A 24000-nucleotide genomic window follows, 5' to 3' on the forward strand; every position below is an offset into this window, starting at 1 on the left:
AACTCCATTTCTCCTTTAAACAGTTGCCTGTTTATTTCACATACTTTTCTATTTTATCAAAGCAAAGGCATATTAGCAATGTTTAAATACTCAAAATGATAAAGAAAAAGCCTGAGATAGGCTACTATCCCAAACTTTCTAGATATTTTAATTAAAACTATCAGATTGCAGCTCGAATTGCTTTTTCCACTGCTTCTTTCTCGCGACTCACCAATTCAACACGCGCAGCGATTTCCTTGATTCCCATGCTGATGTTTCGGCTAATCGCCATATCGTCCAACTGCGGTTCAAAGAAGTCTTTGTACTCTGCTAATCTCTTCTCTGTCTTGAAGACCACTGCTGGGCTAATGACAAAGCTATCGAAGCTCATGTCGCCACCTAGCGCTGCCTTGATCCAGTCCCAATTCTCACGCGCCCAAGTCCACACTGCTTCTTGAGTAAAATCTCGGCTGAGGAAACGGGCATACCAAGCTGACAAATCCTGCGGTTTCACAGTAAATTTATCCTTCCAAGTCGCTAAAAGTGCATCCAAGGTTTCTTTGTTCTTCGTATAAGAAAGGGCTGTAGAAAGAGCATTTTTGAAGCTTCCATCATTTGAAGCGACATATAAGTCCAGATAAAGCTTAGTCAGCTCCTTGCTTTCATGATGCTTGATTTGGTTGACCAATACCTGCAGACGAATAGCGGCAGGAAGTTTTTCCAAATTATCACGATACTTGTCAAAAATCTGGCTTGCTTGAGCTTTAGCTGTCTCATCGTCAGCCTTAATCATATTACCCACAATTAGCTGACGAACCATCTCGTCCTCATCGCTTTCGCCTGCCTGTTTTTCAAAACCAAGACGGTCGAAATTGCTTTGACTGAGAACTTTCAACAGGGCTTTGTAATCTTCTTCAGTCTGACTGCCCTCATCCACAAAGCGATTCAATCCTTCCAGCACTTGGGAAACAGCCGAAACTACCATATAAGAAGTTTCGTTTGCCAACTTGCTGATAACTGGCAGCAGGTCCGCATAGGAAATCTTACCAGACTCTGCCAGAAGTCGACGCTCCTGCACGATTTGTAGTTTGCTGATATTGTCCAAAGAGCTGAGATTATTCAGAAGAGCATCTAGCAACTCACTCTGATAATCTGTAATATAGTGAGCAGTGTTTTCTGTATTGAGACGCAGGGCTCCTTCATTTTGCGCTGCTAAGGCTGCATAATTAGGAATTTCCAGTCTTTCTGTCGTCAGAGTATCAGGAAGGCCTTGCCAGTTACTGTTGAGCGGTACTGGCCAGAGGCGACCTTTGTCTTCGTGCTCCCCAATGAAGAACTGCTTCTGGCTCAAAATCAAGCAGTCATTTTCGACTTTAGCAGTGACAACTGGATAACCCGGCTGCTCCAGCCAAGCATCCATAAAGGAAGCTACATCACGACCAGAAGCTTGAGAAAGAGCGTCCCAGAGGTCGCGACCGATGGTATTGCCATACTGATGCTTCTCGAAATAGGCACCTAGCCCCTTACGGAAAGCATGATCTCCCAGCCAACGGCGCAGCATGTGCATAAGACGACTACCCTTGGCATAGACAATCGCTCCATCAAAAAGAGTATTGATTTCATCAGGATGCTTGACCTCTACATGGACCGACTGGACGCCATCTGTCGCGTCACGCTTGAGGGCATAAGGAGCACCACTGGTCTGGAAATCTTCAAAAATCTTCCAGCTAGGCTCAATCGCATCAACTGAGACATACTCCATCATATTGGCAAAACTTTCATTGAGCCAGAGGTCATCCCACCACTTCATGGTCACTAGATTTCCAAACCATTGGTGAGCTAGTTCGTGCGCAACAACCAAGGCAACTGTCTGACGGCTCAGAGCTGTTGAATTTTCATCCACCAGCAGATAAATTTCCCGATAGGTCACCAAGCCCCAGTTTTCCATAGCCCCAGCAGAAAAATCTGGCAGGGCCACGTGAAGTGACTGAGGAATAGGATACTTGACTCCGTAGTATTCTTCGTAAAATTCAATACAGCGAACCGCAATGTCCAAAGCAAACTCTAGATTGCTCTCTGGGTGGGCCTTGGTCGCATAAACTCCTACCAAAGTTCCATTCTTGGTTTTAGCAGTAATTCCTTGCATATCACCTGCAGCAAAAGCCAAGAGATAGGAAGACATACGTGGAGTCGTTTCAAACTTCCAAACGCCAGTCGCCTTGCGGTTTTCAACATCAATTTCCGGCATATTAGACAGGGCTAACTCACCCTCTGCTTGGTCAAATTTCAAAGCCAAATCAAAAGTTGCCTTAGCCTCTGGCTCATCCACACTCGGAAAAGCTTCGCGGGCAAAATGGCTCTCAAACTGCGTAGAAATAATCTCTTTTTTCACACCATCTACCGTGTAGTAAGATGGGTAAATCCCTGTCATATTGTCCGTAATCTTACCAGTATAAGTTATTGTCACCACTACAGGACCAGCTGCTTCCAGCTCAATATAAAGAGCTTCATTGTCCTTATCAAGAGTGAAAGGACGAGCTTGGCCAGCCACCTCTACAGCTTCAACTGTCAAATCTTTTTGATGCAGGGAAATCTTACTCGTCTTAGCTTCCCCAGTAATGGTCACCTTGCCTGAAAAAGTCTTATCGGCACGATTCAAATCCAAAAAAAGATCATAGTGCTCAGGAACAAAAGTTTCAATAAAATGTTTAACTGCTTGCATCTGCTTCTCCTCATCTAACGAACAACGCAGCAAGATTACTCCGCCATACTTGTCCGATTATAATCTGTTATTATTGTATCATATTTAAAAGATTTCGTTGCAGAATAAATGCAAACAAAAAGACAGGTAGTACCTGTCAATGTGGTTTATAAAATGGAAGAAAGGTCAAGAGTCCTTCTTTTCTTTCTCAAGTTCCTCTAATTTTTTGTTATAGATTCGATTTTCTTCGTGATAAGTTTTGTTTAGCCGTTCTTCATAACGCTGAATTTTTCTCTCAAAAATTTCCCTGTTTTCCTCTATTTGGCTTAATTCATATGAGGGGACGGTATCAGGACTATTGCGACAAAAAGATAATATCCATTCGCTCATTTGCTCTGAAACATTTTTAGCTTCTCGTCTCATGTCCTGATAATCCCATTCATACTCGCTGACTTTCTTTCGAAAAGCTATATGCTCGTCATCAAGGTGCTTAATTTTTTTCTGAATATCCATACGGCCTCCTATAGGATAGGGCTGACCAAATCAGGCTTTGGAACAGCACCTAGCACCTCTTTGACTGAATCTGCTGCTCCACCTGTGAATGCCCCAGATAAGTCAGCAGGCACTTGAGAAGACGCAAAAGACTTCATAGTCTCAGCTTGACTATCTAGCCAACTCTGCAAAGCTTGACTTTCTTCAAGAAGGACAGCTCTTTTAGCTGAAATCAAGCCACGAATAGCTGTGCGTTCCTGAATCTTTAAATATTCTTTTTTTATACGTTCGGCTTCAACTCGATCTTCTGTATTTGGTTCAATCATACATTCTCTCCTATTTTTTTTCAAAAATCTGGGCACCTTTTTGATCAATCGCTACGATATTATCAGAGGCCTTGTTTAAATTGCCAGCGATTTCTGTCATTTTAGACGTATATGCACTTGCTGAGTCGAGAGTTGAGGCTTCTGTCCCCCCATTCCAAGCTTTGGATAAGGTCAGTTCAGACAAGAGATCTTCCACTTCACCAGATGAAAGGTTGTGAGCAAGGGTATGAACTGCATTACTTAATTCAGATATATGTTCCTCTACTTTTGATTTTGCACTTGCTAACTTATCTTTAATCTCTTGCTCATAGACCTCAGCTTGAAGCAGAGCAGTTTGAGCACTTGTGCGAACGAGTTCCTCTCTTAAACTAATTTTTTTGTCGCCAGAACTAATTCTTAAAGAAGCATGCAATTCATCAATGTATCTCCTATTTATGGAGATTAAATCCTGCTTAGAAGGCTCAGGAGCGAAGCCTCCATATTCTTTTAGATACTCAGAACATAATGTTCAGAATCTTTTTTAGCATAGTCTAATCCAAAATTTGCGGTTACTGGATTTATTTCGTACATTTTTGCTTTATGTTTTGCAATCTTTCTGACTTGCTTTTCGGTCATACCTGAGCAAAAGAGACCATTTTTTTCATACCATTCAAGATCTGGGCTATTACCTTTAATCTTTGGCAACCCAGCATTATGATGTTTTCCCTCTACGGTAAATACTTTTCCATACGTAATGATCCCACCATGGCCATCCCAACTTGTTAAATCCTTCCCTTGATCACTGTATGAATGTAAGTGTTTATTAATATATGCTAATTCTTCATCACTAATACCTCTATAGTCGGCTGTATTTTTTGTCAACGAATTCCACGCACCCCAGTCCATGAAATTTGTAATCTTTTGGACTTTCATTTCCGCAGCTACTTTAGCAACTGCTGGTCCCGCTTGACTGAATCCCGACATATTACTGATATCAACTTCTTGTCCTTTGCCAGCCATTTTTTTAGCACTAGCTAATGATTGATTATAAAATTCTCGAACGTCCTTTGTCTGTTCTGTTAATTGATTTCTTGCCATTACCGCATTGAATACTGATTCTGTAACATGGTTATTAATTTCGTTATTAGGTGATTGAGTACCAGCAACAACAATGGTAGTTTGAGTGTAATCAACTTGTCCATTAATAATTGGTGCTACTGTTACAGCTTGTGTAGTTTTGTTGATTTCCTTTATTACTTTATATTCAATTTCACTTTTATCAGTAGTATAAGTCTGACCTTCATTTTTTTCATTGATTATGTCAAGAACTTCAGTTTGGAGTTCCTGAATTTCCTCGTCTGTTAACGCCATTTGAAATGATCTCCTTTTCTAATTTGAGTATTAAATTTCACTTCAGCACGAGGACTTCCGTTTTGATTCTTTTCTATATTCTTTATTTGTCCAGCTTTGATTAAGGCTGATATATTATTATCAATTCGTTTGCTTGTTGATAATTTTGCTTTTTCCGGCAATATCTCATTATTAGAGATATTGACATAGTCATCATCCACCTTTATTTCAATAACTTCATTGTCAAATCCATCAAAGCTAAGTTGAATACTGCCACTACTTGTAAAACGGCCAAAATCTTCTTCTCCAACAGAACGTCCTAAATAAGCCTTATTACCATGATTGTCATAAATGACAGGCACAATTGTTGCACGAAACATACTCTGCCCATCCCCACCTTGAACAAAAATTGGCGAAAACTCAATTTTACTAACACCAGAGTAATGCTCTTTAATGTAAGTTGCCAGTTGTTCTTCCAACAAACGAAATCCTCGTTTGTAAAGTTTTACTCCTTTATCGTCTAAAACATCACTAACATTATATGGAGAGTTTTTGTGTTCAATCCATTTTGTCATACAATATACTCCTCCTGAAATTAAAACTATAAGAACTGCAATGATCGCAAATTTTTTTTCTTCATTGTTTACCTACCTCACACCTTTATGAAAACGCTTTTATTTTTTAATTATAGTATATCATAATATTTCTAGTCATACCATTATTTCTGGTCTCATTCATTTTTTATAAAAGCGCTCTCAATTATCTGTTTATAATACCTGGAGTCTTTTACATAAAAAAGTTTTATTTCAAATCCTATAAATAACTTCGCTTTCATTCTTTACGTCTTTCTTAAGATCTAACTACATTCTTCGAACCTCTTGATCGGGCAAAGCCACATCATCCTTCCTCTTTACTTAGCTTAACATTGTAAATGATTTCAGCTTCTGGGCTTCCTTTTTCATCTTTCACAACATCTTTTAACTGACCGTCTTGAACCAATAAAGAAATATTTTCATCTGTACTTCTAGCCTTCGTGAGCTTTGCTTCGTCTGGCAAATGTTTTTCATTTGAAACATCAATCTCATTACCGTGTGAGTCCATTAATTCTATAACATCATTTCTTGAACCATCAAAATCAAGAAATATATGAGTAACTAACCCATAGCTATTAGGTGTGTAGTTCTCTATTGTTGTTCCTAATGTTGCTTTATTCCCATATTTATCATAAATTGTCGGACGTACATAGGCATTTAGCATAGAACCACCATTATCCCCTGTAATATAAACCGGAGAAAATTCAATCTTCTCAATACCTTTATAGTGTTCTTTGAAATAGGTTCCATATTGTTCTTCTAAGAGTCGAAAGCCATGCTGATAGAGTTTAGCTGTTTTGGGGCTAAGGTTAGGTTTTGTTACTTTGTTGTACATGTAGATTCCGCCTGACATTACAATGAATAGAATTGTTAAAACAATAATAATCTTCTTTTTCACTAATATACCTCCATTATAACGCGTTTTCATAGTTCTTTTCTAATAGAATAGCATAATACCTTAGTATTGTCATATAAAATCTTTTCATTATTTTTAGCAAACTTCTATCCTCAACTACCTAAGAAAATAGTTGTATTTGTCGCTTAGTTCACGCCACATCATCCTTCCTCTTTGCTTAGTTTAACATTGTAAATAATCTGTGCTTCTGGGCTTCCTTTTTAATCCTTAACAACATCTTTTAACTGACCGTCTTCTACTAACATTTGAATATTTATATCTATACTTTTTGCATCTGTTAATTTAGCTTCTTCAGGGAGTTCTTTAGCATTTGAGACATCAATACTATTATCTTCTGAATCTAACAACTCAATTACTTCATTACCACCTCCATCAAAATTAAGAATTATATGTGAGACGATACCAAAGCTACTTGGATACACATTATTAACTTTAGTGCCAAGAGTGGCTTTATTTCCATGCTTATCATAAATCGTCGGACGTACATAGGCATTTGAGAAAGTTGACCCTTCCTCAGTAATGTAGATTGGGGAAAACTCAATCTTTTCAACCCCTGAGTAATGCTCTTTTATATAAGTTCCTAGTTGCTCTTCCAGAAGTCGAAAACCTCGCTGATAGAGCTTGGTTGTTTTGGGACCTAAGTTAGGTTTGGTTACTTTGTTGTATATATAGATTCCGCCTGATACCAAAACAAGAATAAGAGCAAGTGTCGTAAAAATTTTTTTCTTCATCATTTTCTCCTAAATTCTTCACTATGAAAATGCATTACATCCTTTATATTCTTATAGTGTAACATAGTCGGTCTCAAGTTCCAATGAAAAATGGATACTTCAGCATAATCATGAATATACAAAAAAGACACGAAATAAATCGTACCTTTTTTATCATCACAACTCAATAATTTTACCTGTTTCAAAGTAGACAACCCATTCACAGATATTCTTGGCATAATCGCCGATTCGTTCCAAGTAAGAGATAACTTGGAAATAGTCGCGGCCAGTCACAATCAGTTCTGGATTTTGTTTGATTTCCTCTGTAGCAAGATCGCGAATATCATCAAAGTATTGGTTGATTTTCTCATCCATAGCTGCTACAGCATAGGCTTGGTCTACATTTCCATTGAGGTAGACGTTCAGGGTTTCTTCGACGAAATTCTTAACATCGCGCCCCATCTTGCTGATGGCATCTTCTACGGACTCAATGCGAACTTCTCCCTTCATCCGAACAGTAGCTTTGGCGATAGATACGGCGTGGTCACCCATGCGTTCCAAATCACTGCTGGCTTTCAACACGGTAATAACGGTCCGCAAATCCTGAGACACAGGCTGCTGCAGGGCTATGATTTCTAGAGATTTCTTCTCCAGTTTCACCTCGTATTCATTGACTTCAGCATCGTCTTCAATGACCTGACGAGCCAGTTCACGGTCATGCGTGACAAAGGCACGAACCGTTCGGTTAATCTGCGATAGTACTTCGTTTCCCATCGCGTAGAATTGATTATGAAGTTTTTCTAAATCTTCTTCAAATTGTACTCTAAGCATAAGATTCCTTTCTGTTATCCGAATTTACCAGTAATGTAGTCTTCGGTCTCTTTGTGGGCTGGATTAAGGAACATCTTCTTGGTTTCATTAAATTCAATCAAGTCTCCACCAAGGAAGAAGCCGGTCTTTTCAGAAATCCGAGATGCCTGCTGCATGGAGCGAGTGACCAAAAGCATGGTATATTTGTCTTTCAGACTGTAGAGAGTTTCCTCGATTTTCCCAGCTGAGATTGGATCCAAGGCTGATGTCGGCTCGTCCAAGAGAATGATCTTAGGACTAGTAGCTAGCACGCGAGCCACACAAACCCGTTGCTGCTGACCACCGGAAAGACCGATAGCGGAATCATGCAGACGGTCCTTGACCTCGTCCCAGATAGAAGCACCAATAAGGGAGCGCTCTACTGCTTCGTCCAAAACTGCCTTGTCCTTGACACCATTAATCCGAAGTCCATAAACTACATTTTCATAGATGGTCATAGGGAAAGGATTGGGCTGCTGGAAGACCATTCCGATTTCCTTGCGAAGCTCTACCGTATCTGTCCTCGGACCATAGATATTGTGACTGTTATAAATGACCGTTCCTGTAGTCGTTACTTCTGGATTCAGGTCGCCCATTCGGTTGATGGCCTTAAGCAAGGTTGACTTACCTGAGCCTGACGGTCCAATCAAAGCCGTAATCTCATTTGGCATGAAATCAAGTGAAACGCTATTAAGGGCTTTCTTTTTATTATAATAAACCGACAAGTCCTTGACTTGCAAAATAGGTTCTGTCATACATTTTTCCTTCATTTTATTTTACATTCAACCAAAGACTAAGCTTGTTGAATCGTGATGAATACGGACGGCAGCTTAACCAAAGTGGCCTGAAACATAGTCATTAGTGGACTGAAGTTTGGCATTTTGGAAAATATTAGCCGTCTTATCGTACTCAATCAAGTCGCCCAGATAGAAGAATCCAGTGTAGTCACTAGCACGGGCAGCCTGCTGCATATTGTGGGTCACAATGATAATGGTATAGTTATTCTTAAGTTCAAACATGGTTTCTTCCAGCTGCATGGTCGCAATCGGATCCAAGGCTGACGCTGGCTCATCCATGAGCAGAATGTTTGGTTTGACTGAGATAGCACGGGCAATGCAGAGCCGCTGCTGCTGACCGCCAGAGAGGGTCAGGGCTGATTTGTGCAAGTCATCTTTGACTTGATCCCAAAGAGCTGCTTGCTTAAGCGAAGTCTCCACAATTTCATCTAGAACCTTTCTATCTCTGACACCAGCCCGTTCATGGGCAAAGGTGATATTTCGATAGATGGACTTGGCAAAAGGATTTGGCCGTTGGAAAACCATGCCGATATGCTTACGCATTTCATAAACATTGATTTCAGGGCGGTTGACATCAATCCCCTCATAGAGAATCTCTCCAGTCACATTGGCAATATCAATGGTATCGTTCATGCGGTTGAGGCTGCGAAGATAGGTTGATTTACCTGATCCAGAGGGGCCAATCAAAGCAGTGATTTTGTTTTTTTCAAACTGCATATCAATGCCCTTGATGGATTCCTTTTTACCGTAGTAAACATGCAAATCCTTGGTCGACAGGGCTACCTTTTCTTCAGGAAAAGTAATGATATGTTTTTCATTCCAATTATATTCTGTCATTTCTTCTCCTTTAAGCAGAGGTTAATTTCTTATGCAGATAGCTGCCCAGTTTGCGGGCTCCCAGATTGAAAATCAAAATGAAGATCAGGAGAACTGCTGCTGAACCAGCAGAAACAGCTGTTCCATCAGGAATTGTTCCCTCACTATTGACCTTCCAGATATGGACGGCCAAGGTCTCAGCCTGACGGAAGATAGAGATAGGGCTGGTAACGCTGAAAATATTCCAGTTGGACCAGTCAAGAGCCGGAGCTGACTGACCTGCTGTATAAATCAAGGCTGCTGCCTCACCAAAGATACGACCGGAAGCTAGTACAATCCCTGTCACAATACTAGGCAAAGCTTCCGGGATGACCACATGCAGGACCGTTTCCCATCGGGAAATTCCCAAGGCCAAACCAGCTTCACGCTGGGTATGATGGACATGGCGCAGACTGTCTTCGACGTTCCGCGTCATCTGAGGCAGATTAAAGACTGTCAGAGCCAAGGCACCAGAAATGATTGAGAAGCCATACTCAAACTGGACAACAAAGATCAAATAACCAAAGAGCCCAACTACTACCGAAGGCAGTGAAGACAGAATTTCAATACAGGTACGGACAAAGTTGGTCACTGGACCTTTCTTAGCATACTCTGACAGATAAACCCCAGCCCCCATAGAAAGAGGCACAGAGATAATCAAAGTAATCACCAGCAGGAAGAAGGAATTGTATAGCTGAATCCCAATACCACCGCCAGCTTGGTAAGAAGAGGATTTCCCTGTCAAGAAAGACCAGGAAACATGCGGCAATCCTCTAACTAAGATATAGAGGATGAGAGAGGCAAGGATGGCAACAATGATACTCGCTATTGTGTAGAGAACACCAGTCGCCAATTTATCTAATTTCTTAGCGTGCATAGTTTTTCTTACCTCTTTCTTTTGTAATTAGTTTAATCACACTGTTAAAGGCTAAGCTCATCATCAAGAGCACCAGAGCCAGAGACCAGAGAACGTTATTATCCACTGTTCCCATAACGGTATTTCCGATTCCCATGGTCAAGACAGAGGTCAGTGTAGCTGCTGGTGTTGTCAAAGAGGTTGGAATCACCGCAGAGTTACCAACGACCATCTGGATAGCTAGGGCTTCACCGAAGGCACGCGCCATTCCAAAGACCACAGCTGTAAAAATACCTGAGCGAGCAGCCTTGAGTGTTACCCGCCAAATAGTCTGCCAGCGCGTTGCGCCCATAGCCAGACTTGCTTCACGGTAGTGGCGTGGCACAGCACGCAGACTGTCCGTCGTCATAAAGGTTACTGTTGGCAAAATCATGACAAAGAGCACAAAAATACCAGACAAAATCCCAAAACCCGTACCGCCAAAGACTGTACGGACAAAAGGTACTACGATTTGCAGACCGATAAATCCATAAACAACAGATGGAATACCAACTAAAAGTTCAATAGCCGGTTGCAGTATCTTTGCTCCTTTTGGAGAAACTTCTGTCATAAAGACAGCTGCACCAATTGCAAAGGGAGTTGCTATCAGGGCTGACAGAATGGTAACGATAAAGGACCCTAAAATCATTGGCAGGGCACCGAATTCCTTACCAGAAGGATTCCAGACACCACCAAAAAGAAAATCAAAAACATTAACGCCGTTGACAAAGAAAGTAGATAGACCTTTCTGAGCAACGAAGATTAGAATCATAGCCACAATCACCACAATCAGTGACAGACAGGCAAAAGTCAGATAGCGGCCAAACTTCTCCAAGCGAGAATTCTTAGAAGGCGATAACAACTTTTTGGTTAATTCCTCATTTTTCATTTTGAATCTCCTTCTATTGCTGTGACATTCCCATCAGCGTCCTTGCTGACTTTCATATCGTTGATTGAGATATATCCCATGCTAGTAACAACGCCTTTTTGAACATCGTCTGACAGCATGTATTCCAGAAATTCAGCAGCCAGACCAGTCGGCTTGCCTAGTGTATACATATGCTCATAAGACCAGAGCGACCAGTTATTGGTAGCAACATTTTCTGCTGTTGGCTCGTAGTTATTAAGTTTCAAGGTTTTTACAGACTCGTCAACATAGGCAAAGGCTAGGTAAGAAATCGCACCAGGAGTTTGCGAAACGATATTTTTTACCATACCGTTGGAATCCTGCTCTTGACTCTGCACAGCTGATTTCCCCTCCATAATGACACTGTCAAAGGTTGCGCGGGATCCAGAGCTAGCCGCACGATTGATAATCGAAATCTCCAAGTCTTTACCGCCCAGCTCTTTCCAGTTGGTGATTTCACCAGTGAAAATTTTCTGCAGCTGCTCGGAGGTTAGGTTATCCACGTCAACTTCTTTATTGACAATCACAGCAATACCCGCCACAGCGACCTTATGATCCACCAAGTCAGACGCTTTGATCCCTTCCTTCTCTTCAGCAAAAACATCAGAGTTCCCGATTTCAACAGCTCCTGATTGCACTTGAGAAAGACCTGTACCAGATCCGCCACCCTGCACATTGACCGTTTTACCGATGTTGTTAGAGCCAAAGTCATCAGCTGCTGCTTCAACTAAAGGCTGCAGGGCAGTTGAGCCTACCGCTGTCATGGATTCACCACGGTCAATCCAAGATGAGCAAGCTGATAAGGTGAGTACTAAGCCCAGAGCTGTCAGCGCTAAAGCAAATTTTTTCAATTTGTTCAAAAGATTTCTCCTTTAATAAAATCAAGAGGATGGGAAGTATCTTTAGTATTCTTACTTAGCAGAAAGAAGCTTTTTTTCAATACATTCACATCTTCAACTATATCATATAATACCAGCTTTTCCTAATATTTTATCTAAATCTCAGGCCTTTTGGAAAATAATTTTTCAGGGTTTTTCCAGTGACTTTTGCAAAGCCAAGACCATTGCCAGCCAGGACCAGCTGATACCAGCCATTCGCTTGTGATTCTGGTAATTCAACGGTCTCGCCAGCCGCATACTTTTTGAAATCCTGCTCAGTAATCTCTAGCCGCTTCAGAACCTCGCTGGGCTTCATAGCCAAGCCTAGGGCAAAGCTAGGCTCAAAGCGATTCTTCTTAAATGTTCCTAGATGCAAACCGTTACGGGCAATCTTTAGCTTGGATAAATCTGGCAGACCAGCAGGCAACAAATAGAGATTATCCCCAAAGGTCTGCAGTTCTCCAGTCAAGACTGTTTTTAGATGCTTGTTCTCAAAGTCCTGCCAGAGTTTTCTTTGCTCGCTCGTCAAACGATTCTTACCTGGTTTAATCTTCTTGCAGCTATTCTCACCAGTAAAGCGAAAGTGAGCTGCAAACTGACCTTCACCTTTGAAGCGATGCGGATACATCCGAGCTGTCTCAGGAAAGCCAATTCCTTCAGTCATCCCGTTTACCTTAGGAATATCAATCAGTTCAAGTGGAAATTCTTCCAGTAACCAAGCAACGATGTCTTCATTTTCTTCAGGAGCCCAAGTACAGGTCGAATAAACCAGGCGACCGTCCTTGGCAAGCATGCTCATAGCAGCTGTTAGAATCTCTCGCTGGAACTGGGCGCACTGGGCTGGGTAATCCGGCGTCCAATACTGGGTAGCATCCGGTTGCTTGCGAAACATGCCCTCGCCCGAGCAAGGGGCATCTAAAACAATCAAATCAAAATAACCTTCAAAGACCTGAGCCAACCGCTCAGCAGATTCATTGGTAACAAGCACATTTCTAGCACCAAAGCGCTCAATGTTCTCCACTAAGATTTTAGAGCGTTTACTATTGATTTCATTGGAGACCAGCAGGCCTGTATTGTCCAGAAAAGATAAAAGATGGGTGGACTTGCCACCTGGTGCTGCCGCCAAATCTAAGACTTTCATCCCCTTAGATGGTGCTGCTATCTGAGCCACCATCTGAGCTGCTGGCTCCTGCGAATAAACCAGACCAGTCACATGCTCAGCAGACTTGCCAGACACCTTGCCATAAAAGCCCCAGTCTGTCTGAGGAATGGCATCTGAGAAATTCTGCTGGCCTTCTTTCAGAGGATTGCTGCGAAAGGCCGAAATTGGTTCCTCGTCAAAAGTCGCAAAAAAGTCTGTCGCTTCTGCGCCTAAAATCTGCTCATATTTTTCTTTAAAACCTTTAGGAAAGTCCATCTACTGCTTCCCCTTTTCTAAATAAGGCTTCAGAGCCGATAGTTTGCACTTAGGCGCCATCATGACAGGCTGCCTAGTCTGGAAATTTAGCTGACTGCCATCCAAGGTCTGGACGATAAAGTCTAGCTTCTCCGCCATAATCGAAGCCGCCGAATAATCCCAAGGCCAGTTGTAGGAAAAATAAGCCAAGAGGCCGCCAGACAGCACCTTGCTAAAGCTAATCCCAGCACTGCCATAAACCCGAACCCCTAAACACTCCCGAGCCAAGTCTGCCAAGCCCCAATCATTGGCTTGCAGCATACCGGCATTGGAAGCCATGAGAAAATCTTGAAAAGGCCGGTCCTCAAAAGCAGGAAGTTTCCGGTCGTTACAGTAGACGTCAAAGTCACCGCCACCGTGATAGAGCTGGTCTCTGGTCACATCATAGATCAAGCCAAAACGGCCAACGCCCTCTTCAAAATAGGCAATCATAACGGCAAAATCAGCCTTCTGAGTGATAAAGTTGGTGGTTCCGTCAATCGGATCTATCACCCAGACATTGCCATCAGCAATATTATGTCGGAGTCCATTTTCCTCTGCTAAAATAGCATCCTGGGGATAGCGGGCTAGAATCTTCGCCACCAAGTCATCCTGAACCTTCCGGTCCATCTGGGTGACCAAGTCGGTGGCACTGGTCTTTTGACTCACATCCAAATCATCATAGAGATGTTCCCTCAAAAAAGCACCAGCTTGGTAGATGATTTCTTTAGCAAAATGAAATTTATTTTCCAAGAGAAATGCTTCCTTTACCTTTACTTTTTGCCTCTTGAACAGCACGATAAAGCGAATAACCGCTGACGTTTTCGAACTCACGGCCGATTCGCTTCTCTTGGCCTTTGCTCGAAACAACTTGCTTGAAAGCCGCATAGGACTTCAAGAGCTTTTCCGCTTGGATTTTCTGTTCATAAGCTGCTTCTACATCATTAAAAAAAGAGAGCACCGAAGCAAGCTCTTCAGTGCTCCACGATAAATCTAGTGGGTAACTATAATTTTTGTTCATCTTTACTGAATATCTGCCCGCATGGTTGCGGATCTTAACTCTTCCTTACGATAACTCCGAGGCAAGAAAGCACGAATTTCATCCTCGTTAAAGCCGATTTGCATCCGTTTGCCGTCTAAAATAATTGGGCGTCGCAAAAGACTGGGATTTTCCTCAATCAACTGAATCAAGGTTGAAATGGACAAATCCTCCACATCCAAATCTAATTTCTGAAAAATCTTTGAGCGAGTTGAAATAATGTCGTCTGTACCGTTCTCTGTCAGAGAAAGAATGTGTTGCAATTCGGGAGCTGACAGAGGGCTCGTCATGATATTATGTTCCTGAAAGGGCACTTCATGATTTAGCAGCCAAGCACGCGCCTTACGGCAAGAAGTACAACTCGGCGATAAAAATAATGTAATCATGCGTTTCTCTTCTAATTCTGTATAATAACTACCTCTATTATACTAAATTTTATTTGGCTTGACTATATTTTTTTGAAAATTACTGCCGAATGTCATGAAACTATAACTTTTTCAACTATTTCGATAAGCAGTCCAACTTCTAGCGATCCGTTCATCGCTCTGCAGCTGAGCAATCAAGCTGTCAATACCATCAAACTTAACCATCTCGCGAATCTTATCCAGCCAGAAAATCCGAATGGTATCGCCATAGATGTCCTGAGAAAAATCAAAGATATTGACCTCAAAACGAAGCTCATCACCGTCAAAAGTTACATTTTTCCCAACACTAGCCATACCACGATAGCGCTGACCATTGTGCTCAACGTCCGCGACATAGACGCCATCTCCTGGAAGAAGGACTCGATCCAAGGGAGCTAGATTGGCTGTTGGATAGCCAATCGTCCGTCCTCTGGCATTGCCATGAACCACAATTCCTCGAGTGGACAGAGGGTAGCCCAGCAATTCTTGAGTTTTCAGCATATCTCCGATGGCAATCGTCTCCCGAATCCGAGTGGAAGAAATCTTCCGATTATCCAGATTAACCGAGGGAACGATAACAATCTTGCCATTAAAATAATCTCTCAGCTCATGTGACTCTTTGCGGTCTGAGCCAAAATGATAGTCAAAGCCAGCTACCACAGCCTTGGCGCGCAGACGAGACACGTATTTCTCAAAAAAGTCTCGGGCTGTATTGCCTGCAAAATGGCTAGTAAAGTCAATCAGGTAAAGATAGTCAACACCCAGATTTTCCAGCTGCGCCATCCGGTCTTCAGGACTAGCTAGATGCAGCATGAGTTCAGGCTGATAGCGGACAAAGGCTAGCTTAGGCGACTCCGGGAAAGTCATTACTGCAATCTTTAGACCTTGCTTTGTAGCAATTTCTCGCGCTTTTTCAAAGAGTGCCTGATGGCCCTTATGTAGCCCATCGAAATAGCCTAGAACAAGGACCGTATCTTCTGTCTGATCAATCCCTTTTTCATCTATAATTCTCTTGGTTATCATCATTCCTCTATTTTACTACGCATTTGCTATTTTTACAATATCCGTTCCGCTCGAAACCGCAAAATATTCAAAAAGATTTTTACCGTTCTAAGGCAAGACGTTTGTCAAAATCTGAAAAAAAGCAAAACAAAAGGACAGCAGTTGTGCAGTTGCTGTCCTTTTGTGAGGTTTAATGAAATTATTATAACATGCAAGCGCACATTTCATATTACAAAAGAGTAACAATCTTTTGACAATTCTACTGCGGATATTAAAGGAAGACCTTGCGAGGCTTGTAAACTGTTTCCCGCTTTTCCAAAATAGCTACTAACTTCTCCTTATAAAAGCCAGCTAGCTCAGCTTCTTCTAACATCAAGCTGATAAAACGGCCGTTCCTCACGTCCTCAACCTGCTCGTCAGAAAGCTCAACCTTCACTAAATCTCCGATTCCCAATTCAAGTGGTTGGAGAAAGGAGAAATCCTCCGTTGCTACTCGCTCCGCTATTTCATCCAAGGTCAAGGCATCACCTAAGCTCATACCTGCTGAGGAAGTCCGTGTCAGCTGGGACATGTGACTGGCAAAGCCAAGCTTGGCTCCCAAATCAACAGACAGGGTTCGGACATAGGTCCCCTTGCTACACTTGACTCGAAAGCGAAAGCGGGCTTGTTCATCTTCATAGGAAATCGGACTGGTGCGCTCGAAACTATAGATGGTCACCTGCCGCTCTGGCCGCTCCACTTCTTGACCCGATCTTGCATACTCATAAAGCTTGCGGCCATTTACCTTGACTGCAGAGTACATGGGCGGAATCTGGCGAATCTCACCGGTCATGGACTCCATCGCTTCATCAATGAGAGCTTCTTCTAAAAGTCCCGTCACTGGCGTCCACTCTAGGATGTCTCCGCTGGCATCCTCTGTCGTTGTTGAGCAGCCCAGGGTAATCTCTCCCTCGTAGACCTTGCCTTCCTCCTGCATAAACTCGACCAAGCGCGTCGCCTTGCCCACAGCAATCGGAAGCACCCCGACCACATCCGGATCCAAGGTGCCCCCATGACCGATTATCTTGGTTTTTAAAATCTTTCGCAGCTTAAATACCGCATCATGCGAGGTCATGCCCGCTTCTTTTCTTAAGTTGATAATTCCGTTCATTGATTAACTTTCTAAAAATACTAAAACTCTCTTTTGGAAATCCTTATGCTGTTCATAGAGTGCGTGGCCACAGTCTGGCAAAATAGTGAGCTGGCTATCTTTGATATGTTGATGTAATTCGAGCATGGATGCTAATGATTGAGTACAAAGGCACAACAAAACAGTCACACTTCTATCCGATTTTCAAAAATCTGATAAAGTTGTTCAAGGCGACAGTCCTCAGTAGTTGCCATTTCTTCCTCCGATAGGAGAACATTTTCCAATATTGGAAAAAACCTTGAGCCAATTCCCGACTATTCAGCCAATCTGTCATCTGCTTGTTAAAGGCAGGATTGTCCGAAAAATTATAGTTAAAGTGGGCATAATCCTTAGTGTAATAGTAGTAGATCTCCTCCAGAGCAAGTAGTGCCTTGATGGGATCAGCTTCCTCCAGCCAAAGACTCCTATCTAGCAGATGGCTGGTTTCAAGGCCAGCCAGATCAAACATAACCAGATAGACCGCCACACCATCAGCTTGAATGGGTCTAAAGTTAATTGTATCTAGGATAAACTGACGTGAGAAGCGCCGCATAAAATCTAACTCCTGTGGCTTCCAACTGTCACTTTCAAAGTGACACCGTTCCAGATTAAGAGAGTCATCAACTCTGATTTCAATGTAGTGAGCAATCATCTCTAAAATCCGAGGCAGAAAATGCCTGATTTGGTAGTCGTCATCACTCTTACTAACCACCGCGTTGAGGTATTCATAGATTAACACCTCACTCAGTTCCCTGACAGGAATGGTTTGCAAAGCTCTGAGATTCTCCTCGGAGAGGCAGACGGGGCAGGTACAAAGGCTCAGAGGAAAGTGTAAATCACAATTAAACAGGGTGTAGGCCTCTTCTAAAAGGGCTTGCATAGCAGGGCTGAAGTCGGGCTCCTTCGGTATTTCCGGTCTAGTCTTGGCTTTTTTCTTTCCCATGCTCATCCTCCTCTACATTAGCTAAGCTAGTCTGGCGAAAGCCATGGTTTTGGTAAAAGGCATACGCAGCTAACCGTTCATCATTGGCACCATCTTGACTAGCTATCTTCTTGACCTTGTCCATCAGAGATGTCGCAATTCCTTGCCGCCTGGCATTTCGACTGACCGCCAGAGCTAAGATCTGATAGTAGAAAGCTGTGGACACGAAAAAGTAAAGCTTGGCATAGCCGATAAAGCCAAGAATCTGAGATTCTTTCTCAGCAACTAAACAACCGTAAGCTGGATTAACAAGAATATCCCTGAGTCTCCTTTGCAATTCATCTTTTTCTGCTGAATAGCCCAATACTTTATACAGGGGCGGCAGAACTTCTGCGTCTTCTTTCTGATATTCTTGAACAGTCAATTGATCTATCATTTTTCTATTTTTCTTTCAAAATACTGCTTATAAATAGTTACCGCTATCTGACATTTTTTCTTAATAACTAAGTCAGTCGGCTCTTCATCGTCCATAAATCCAATCCCTGAAAAAACTAACAAACCTAGTCCAAGATAAGGTAAATCCTTAACAGATAAGGGCATCCCTTGAAAAAAGACTAAATAGCAAAGTAGTAAAAAATAAACTACATTAGCTAACAGTACTTGTTTGCCTCGTTCAATCCATATTTCTTTATGTAATTCTGAAGAAGCAGCCTGCCATTGCTGATAAAAAGTTTCCTTCCCTTCTTGTGGCAGTCTTTCTATAATTCGATCAATCTCAGCAAATTTGGTTGATTGTATCCAACGGGTTGTTAAGTCCATTTTTCTCACCCCTTCAAAGCTTCAAACTTAGCTTTCATAGTAGGATTTTTGCGTGTCAGTTTCTTGACAGAGACGTCGTCCAGTTTGTTATTTGCCAAGCGCAGCTGGTTTTCAGAGGTCGTCAGGAACTTCTTAATTTCTTCCATCCGGCGGATAGCCTTGTCAATCTCCTCAATGGCCTTGCCAAAGTTGGTCGAAGCAGACTGATAGTTCTTAGCGAAAGCTACTTTAAAGGCATCCAAATCTTCCTCAAAATGCGTAATATCAATATTCTGCTCCCGCACCAAGGCCAGTTCCTGCTTGTACTGGAGCGAGTTAAGCGCAGCATTACGCAGGAGGGTAATCATGGGCAAGAAGAACTGAGGCCGGATAACATACATCTTCTCATAGGCATAGGACACATCGACAATACCCGAATTGTAGAGCTCACTGTCAGCCTCCAGAAGTGTCACCAGAATAGCATACTCACAGCCTTTCTCCCGCCGATCCTTATCCAGCTCTTTGAAGAAGTGCTCGTTTTTCTTCTTGGTCGCTGTCTCATCTCCTTCATTTTTCATCTCAAACATGATGGAGAGGATTTCTACACCATTTTCATCCACCTCACGGTAAATATAGTCGCCCTTACTGCCGGTTCTGGCATCATTGTCCTTGCCAAACTCGGCTCGTGGAAACATGGCCATACGATTCTTGTTAAACTCGTACTCACAGTGCTGTTCCAAACTCTCGCCAATCATCTTAGTAGACTGCTTGGCCTTGAAATCCTTGTAGAACTCTATGGTCTCATCTTTCTGCCGCAGCTCTACCTCATAGCGCTCTTTGAGCGAGGTCTGAGCCAGCGCTGCTTCCTTTTCTTGCAAAACTAGCTGATTCTTAACCTCGTCTCGCTCTTTTTCCAGCGCAGACAAGGTCTTTTGAAGTTGATTTTCATGCTCCAAGCGCAGACTTGTCAGCTGACTTTCCAATTGCTGAACTTCCTTGTCTTTTTCTTGTAATTGAAGAGTAGCTGCCTGCTCCGCCTCTTTCTTTGCCAATTCCTGCTGGGTCTCAAACTGAGCAATCTGACTTTTAAGATTGCTAATTTCCTGCTCTTTCTGCGATAGGAGAGCTTGTTGAACATTCTGGGATTTTTGCTCTGCTAAAGCTAGCTCCTGCTCAATCCGAGCATGAATCTCCTTGTCAAACTCTGCTGTCCGAACCTGCGACAAAAGCTCACTAAACTGGCTCTCATTGACTGTAAAAACCTCCCCACAGTTGGGGCATTTGATTTCGTTCATGGGGTACCTCTTCATCTAAAATTAAAATCTTAATTCCTTCTCTTTTCCAAGTTGATGGATTATCTCGCTATCATTATTATTTGTTATTCTCTTTTTCATCATTCTCCCAAATTCACTAATCTACTTCTCACGACTATCAACTATTATACCATTCCTGCCAATAAATGAAAAACAGCAAGCCAATGGCTTGCTGTTTCAGCTTATCACTCACCCATCTCAATCCGCCAGCTGGCAGCTGTTTTTCTTTCTTGGATAAACTTACTATAGATACCTTGTTTGGCTAGTAAGTCTTGGTGTTTGCCTTGCTCGACAATACAGCCTTGATCCAGCACTAGAATCTGATCTGCATGCTCAACCGTCTTGAGTCGGTGGGCAATCATGATAATGGTCTTATTTCGAGTCAGAGCCTGAATAGCCTGCATGAGGGCTTCTTCGTTTTCTGGGTCAACATTGGCTGTTGCTTCATCCAGAATGATAATAGGAGCATCCTTGATAATTGCTCGTGCAATGGAAATGCGCTGACGCTCACCTCCAGAAAGACTGGCACCTCCTTCACCAATCTTGGTATCATAGCCATCAGGTAGCGAGAGGATAAAATCATGACAGGCAGCTTTCTTGGCAGCCTCTATCACTTCTTCCTGACTGGCCTCTGGCTTACCAAAACGAATGTTATTGGCAATGGTATCCTCAAAGAGATAGACGCTTTGGAAGACAAAGCTGAAATTACGAATCAGGCTGTCATAGCTGTAATCTCTAACATCATGTCCGTCCAGACTGATACTTCCTTGGTCCACATCCCAGAAGCGGGCGATGAGGTTGCAGAGCGTTGTTTTGCCAGAGCCAGAAGGTCCGACCAGGGCAGTTGTCGTTTTTTCTGGAATGGTGAGGGAAACCTGGTCAATGATTTTCTTATTTCCATAAGAGAAGCTAACGTCTCTCAGCTCAATCCGGCTGCTCTTGGGCTCAATATCCTGACCGCTGATGTCCATCGGCTGGATAGCCAAAACTTGATTGACCATATCAACCGACAAATCAACAATGCGCAGGAGAGAAGAGAAAGAGCCAACGCCATCTAGATTTTCATAAATCATAAAACCACTGACAATCATCATAATAGTTACCAGCAGCTCCATACTGCCATTGAGATAAAAATAGATAGAGAAAAGCCCCATAAAGAGACCGGTCAGCTTGGTCACTATGCCCTGGAGGGCAATGTAAGGTGAGGTCACAAGTGTCATTTTGGTATCTAGCTGACTCTTGCCTTCAATAGCCTTGGACAGCTTCTTGGCAGAACGGTTGACCAGATTGTAGTTCTTAACTTCAGCAATACCTTGGCTATACTCCAAAACAACGGCTACCAGGTCCATATCCGCCTGATACTTGTCATCAGAAACCTTGCCAACTTGCCAACGCATGAGGGTATTTGGCAGGAGAAAGAGGACGAGACCCACCAAGAGAACCAGTCCAACCCGCCAATCATATACAAAGACCAAAATAGTGATGAGACCAGTCGTCAGAAAGCCCTGCACTGTCATCATGACTACTCGTGTGGCCACATCAGACAGTCCTTCCAGCGTATTAGTCGTAACACTGGTAATCTTGCCTAGGCTATTTTGATTAAAGTAACCCATGGGCAGATAGCGCATGTGCTCCGCAATTTCAATCCGCTTCTGAGCACAAGTGTGATAACCCGCTTCCGTCTGAAGCATGGTAATTTTCAGGCTGATCCAGACGTTTAGCACAGTGGATACCAGCATGATGCCCAGAGCCAGCCAGAAAGTCTGCATAGAGAGATTCTTCTCAATCAGTCCCATAAGGACTAGGCCGATCGCTGGGATACGCAGAGCGATGATAAAGGACTTGATGATGCCCAGATAAATGGATTGATAAAATTTCCTACGGTCCTCTGCAGTACAAAAATCAAAGAATTTCTTCAGTATATTAAGCATGAGTCAGCCCTCCTTCCATTTCACCACTATCCCTGGTAGCAATATGGGCCCGCCACATGGAAGCATAAAGCGCACTAGCTGCAAGCAATTCTTCATGCCGGCCCCTTGCTTCAATCCGACCATCATTGACCAGAACTATCTGGTCTGCACTCATAATAGTAGACAATCGGTGGGCAATGACAATCAAGGTTCGTCCCTCAATCAGACGAGCTAGACTGGACTGAATCCGTGCTTCATTTTCCGGATCTGTATAAGCAGTCGCTTCATCCAAAATAAGAATCGGCGCATCCTTAAGCATGGCACGGGCGATGGCAATCCGCTGACGCTCCCCACCAGATAGATGACCGCCGCCAGAGCCTACTTGAGTTTCAAAACCATCTTCCAAGTTCATGATAAAGTCATAACAGCCACAACGACGGGCAATTTCGATGACCTCTTCGTCAGAAGCTGCTGGATTTCCCATTCGGATATCTTCCATAATAGTCTCATCAAAGAGATAGTTATCCTGGGTCACGTAAGCAATCTGCTGACTGTAATAGTCTAGCGGAAGCTGGCGAATGTCCAAGCCACCATAAGTAATCTGACCAGAACTGACATCCCAGAAAGAAGCTAGAAGCTTGGCAATTGTAGACTTACCTGAGCCTGATGGCCCAACTAAAGCATTGATGCTGCCAGCCTTAATATCTAGCGAAATACCATGTAGCACCTCCTCTTCATCTGTATAGCCAAAGCTGACATCCGTCATGACTAGATCCCTTCCTTTTGGAAGTTCTCTCAGCTCCTGAGGCCTTTTCAAATCAGGCTTTTCCAAAATATCAATGACTTGGCCAAAAATAGTCCCGATTTTCCGTAAATCGTCCATGTAACTAGCCACTAAAATCAGAGGAGTCAGAAGACTGAGCGAAAGAATAATCATCAGAATGAAATTGCCGGCAGTCAAGCTACCTTGCAGATAGAAATAACAGCCAGCTGGCAGCAGAAAGAGTAAGCCCGATGGCAGAAAAGCAGTCACAATGCCCATCTCCAGATTGAACTTGCGCATCCACTCAATAAAGCAGTCTGCTCCTTCTCTAGCAGACGTCACAAACTTATCATAAGAAAATTTTTCCTTGCCAAAAACCTTGATAACCTCAATCCCATTGATGTATTCCACCGCTGTATCATTGAGCTTTTTGGTCTTGACCAGAGTATTTTGATAGTCTGCTTCGCTATTGGCAACCATCCGCATATAGGCCAGCGCCACAATGGGAATAGTCAGGAGAGACAGCAAGGTCAGCCGCCAATCTATAACTAGCATAGCAATGAGGACAATCATCGGACCAAAAATCCCAGCAGTAAACTCTGGAATCAGGTGAGCCAAGGTCGTTTCGGTCGCATCCACCCGCTCAACAATAATGTTTTTATAGCTGCCTGATGACTGACTAAGCACTGTACCTAAAGGCAGCCTAGCTAGCTTATCTGTCAGGCGGTGGCGCATTTCCGCTAGAATCTTAAAAGTAGCCTTATGCGACAGCATGGTGGAAATACCGTGGAATCCCCAGTAGCCAATCCAGGCCAGACCTGCCCACGCTGACTGCTGCAGGTAGAAATCCCAGTTTTTATTGCCAGCCAATAGCTGATTAATCATTCCACCAATAAAGAAATAAGGCAGAAATCCTGAAAGGACAGAGACAAAGGCAAAGATCAGACTGAGCACAAAATATATCTTATGAAGGGAAACAAAGACCCAGATCCAAGCAAGAACAGATTTTTTCTTCATAG

General features: G+C 42.8%; 23 protein-coding genes and 3 pseudogenes. All 26 read right to left on the bottom strand.

Annotated features, from left to right (window positions below):
• Positions 1–160: 160 nt before the first annotated feature.
• A complete protein-coding gene (locus RG608_RS01240) occupies positions 161–2701 on the bottom strand; it encodes a M1 family metallopeptidase (RefSeq protein WP_268686569.1) in 2541 nt (846 codons plus the stop codon).
• Positions 2702–2866: 165 nt separating this feature from the next.
• Positions 2867–3193 carry a hypothetical protein gene (locus tag RG608_RS01245; RefSeq protein ID WP_268686568.1) on the bottom strand — a complete coding sequence of 109 codons (327 nt, stop codon included), beginning with the start codon at positions 3191–3193 and terminating at the stop codon, positions 2867–2869.
• A gap of 8 nt (positions 3194–3201) precedes the next feature.
• Positions 3202–3498 carry a hypothetical protein gene (locus tag RG608_RS01250; RefSeq protein WP_268686567.1) on the bottom strand — a complete coding sequence of 99 codons (297 nt, stop codon included), beginning with the start codon at positions 3496–3498 and terminating at the stop codon, positions 3202–3204.
• A gap of 10 nt (positions 3499–3508) precedes the next feature.
• Positions 3509–4848 (bottom strand): annotated as a pseudogene (locus tag RG608_RS01255) (hypothetical protein).
• The gene (locus RG608_RS01260) at positions 4839–5402 is read right to left on the bottom strand and encodes a hypothetical protein (protein WP_308946448.1); all 564 of its coding nucleotides are present in this window, start codon (positions 5400–5402) and stop codon (positions 4839–4841) included. Before RG608_RS01260 ends, RG608_RS01255 begins: the two are co-directional and overlap by 10 nt.
• Before the next feature lie 322 nt (positions 5403–5724).
• On the bottom strand, positions 5725–6348 hold the full coding sequence (locus RG608_RS01265; RefSeq protein ID WP_002900569.1) for a hypothetical protein: 624 nt from the start codon (positions 6346–6348) through the stop codon (positions 5725–5727).
• A gap of 188 nt (positions 6349–6536) precedes the next feature.
• Positions 6537–7070: a hypothetical protein gene (locus RG608_RS01270; protein WP_002900570.1), complete on the bottom strand. Its 534-nt coding sequence runs from the start codon at positions 7068–7070 to the stop codon at positions 6537–6539.
• A gap of 153 nt (positions 7071–7223) precedes the next feature.
• Positions 7224–7877, bottom strand: coding sequence for a phosphate signaling complex protein PhoU (gene phoU / locus RG608_RS01275; RefSeq protein WP_002895767.1), 654 nt, complete (start codon positions 7875–7877; stop codon positions 7224–7226).
• A gap of 14 nt (positions 7878–7891) precedes the next feature.
• Positions 7892–8650 (bottom strand): phosphate ABC transporter ATP-binding protein PstB, encoded by a 759-nt coding sequence (gene pstB, locus RG608_RS01280; protein ID WP_009660526.1) that lies wholly within the window; start codon positions 8648–8650, stop codon positions 7892–7894.
• A 75-nt stretch (positions 8651–8725) separates the two neighbouring features.
• A complete protein-coding gene (pstB, locus tag RG608_RS01285; RefSeq protein WP_002895769.1) occupies positions 8726–9529 on the bottom strand; it encodes a phosphate ABC transporter ATP-binding protein PstB in 804 nt (267 codons plus the stop codon).
• A 10-nt stretch (positions 9530–9539) separates the two neighbouring features.
• The gene (pstA, locus tag RG608_RS01290) at positions 9540–10424 is read right to left on the bottom strand and encodes a phosphate ABC transporter permease PstA (RefSeq protein ID WP_002895770.1); all 885 of its coding nucleotides are present in this window, start codon (positions 10422–10424) and stop codon (positions 9540–9542) included.
• A complete protein-coding gene (pstC, locus tag RG608_RS01295) occupies positions 10414–11331 on the bottom strand; it encodes a phosphate ABC transporter permease subunit PstC (protein WP_002895771.1) in 918 nt (305 codons plus the stop codon). Before pstC ends, pstA begins: the two co-directional genes overlap by 11 nt.
• Positions 11328–12209 (bottom strand): phosphate ABC transporter substrate-binding protein PstS family protein, encoded by an 882-nt coding sequence (locus RG608_RS01300; protein WP_268686565.1) that lies wholly within the window; start codon positions 12207–12209, stop codon positions 11328–11330. Before RG608_RS01300 ends, pstC begins: the two co-directional genes overlap by 4 nt.
• Before the next feature lie 130 nt (positions 12210–12339).
• Positions 12340–13644 (bottom strand): RsmF rRNA methyltransferase first C-terminal domain-containing protein, encoded by a 1305-nt coding sequence (locus RG608_RS01305; RefSeq protein ID WP_308946450.1) that lies wholly within the window; start codon positions 13642–13644, stop codon positions 12340–12342.
• A complete protein-coding gene (locus RG608_RS01310) occupies positions 13645–14415 on the bottom strand; it encodes an inositol monophosphatase family protein (protein ID WP_268686563.1) in 771 nt (256 codons plus the stop codon).
• Positions 14405–14683, bottom strand: a complete 279-nt coding sequence (locus RG608_RS01315) for a UPF0223 family protein (RefSeq protein WP_268686562.1) — start codon at positions 14681–14683, stop codon at positions 14405–14407. Before RG608_RS01315 ends, RG608_RS01310 begins: the two co-directional genes overlap by 11 nt.
• A 2-nt stretch (positions 14684–14685) precedes the next feature.
• Positions 14686–15087, bottom strand: coding sequence for a Spx/MgsR family RNA polymerase-binding regulatory protein (locus RG608_RS01320; RefSeq protein ID WP_002906786.1), 402 nt, complete (start codon positions 15085–15087; stop codon positions 14686–14688).
• Positions 15088–15198: 111 nt separating this feature from the next.
• Positions 15199–16128, bottom strand: a complete 930-nt coding sequence (locus tag RG608_RS01325; RefSeq protein ID WP_308946451.1) for a bifunctional riboflavin kinase/FAD synthetase — start codon at positions 16126–16128, stop codon at positions 15199–15201.
• A gap of 250 nt (positions 16129–16378) precedes the next feature.
• Entirely contained in the window at positions 16379–17257 is an 879-nt protein-coding gene (gene truB, locus RG608_RS01330; protein ID WP_308946452.1) for a tRNA pseudouridine(55) synthase TruB, read from the bottom strand.
• A gap of 3 nt (positions 17258–17260) precedes the next feature.
• Positions 17261–17380, bottom strand: a pseudogene (locus tag RG608_RS01335) (alpha/beta fold hydrolase); the annotation flags it as partial.
• A gap of 41 nt (positions 17381–17421) precedes the next feature.
• A pseudogene (locus RG608_RS01340) lies at positions 17422–18218 on the bottom strand (hypothetical protein).
• On the bottom strand, positions 18193–18633 hold the full coding sequence (locus RG608_RS01345; RefSeq protein WP_268686558.1) for a GNAT family N-acetyltransferase: 441 nt from the start codon (positions 18631–18633) through the stop codon (positions 18193–18195). Before RG608_RS01345 ends, RG608_RS01340 begins: the two are co-directional and overlap by 26 nt.
• Positions 18630–19016, bottom strand: coding sequence for a hypothetical protein (locus RG608_RS01350; RefSeq protein ID WP_308946453.1), 387 nt, complete (start codon positions 19014–19016; stop codon positions 18630–18632). The genes RG608_RS01345 and RG608_RS01350 overlap by 4 nt, the downstream gene beginning before the upstream one ends.
• Before the next feature lie 5 nt (positions 19017–19021).
• Positions 19022–20290 (bottom strand): DUF2130 domain-containing protein, encoded by a 1269-nt coding sequence (locus tag RG608_RS01355; RefSeq protein ID WP_268686556.1) that lies wholly within the window; start codon positions 20288–20290, stop codon positions 19022–19024.
• A 203-nt stretch (positions 20291–20493) separates the two neighbouring features.
• A complete protein-coding gene (locus RG608_RS01360) occupies positions 20494–22239 on the bottom strand; it encodes an ABC transporter ATP-binding protein (RefSeq protein WP_268686555.1) in 1746 nt (581 codons plus the stop codon).
• Complete coding sequence (locus RG608_RS01365) at positions 22232–23998, bottom strand: ABC transporter ATP-binding protein (protein ID WP_308946454.1); 1767 nt, start codon at positions 23996–23998, stop codon at positions 22232–22234. The genes RG608_RS01360 and RG608_RS01365 overlap by 8 nt, the downstream gene beginning before the upstream one ends.
• Between the last annotated feature and the right edge of the window lie 2 nt (positions 23999–24000).

The organism is Streptococcus sp. IsoGale022 (genome assembly GCF_031142805.1).
Lineage (GTDB): Bacteria > Bacillota > Bacilli > Lactobacillales > Streptococcaceae > Streptococcus > Streptococcus sanguinis_A.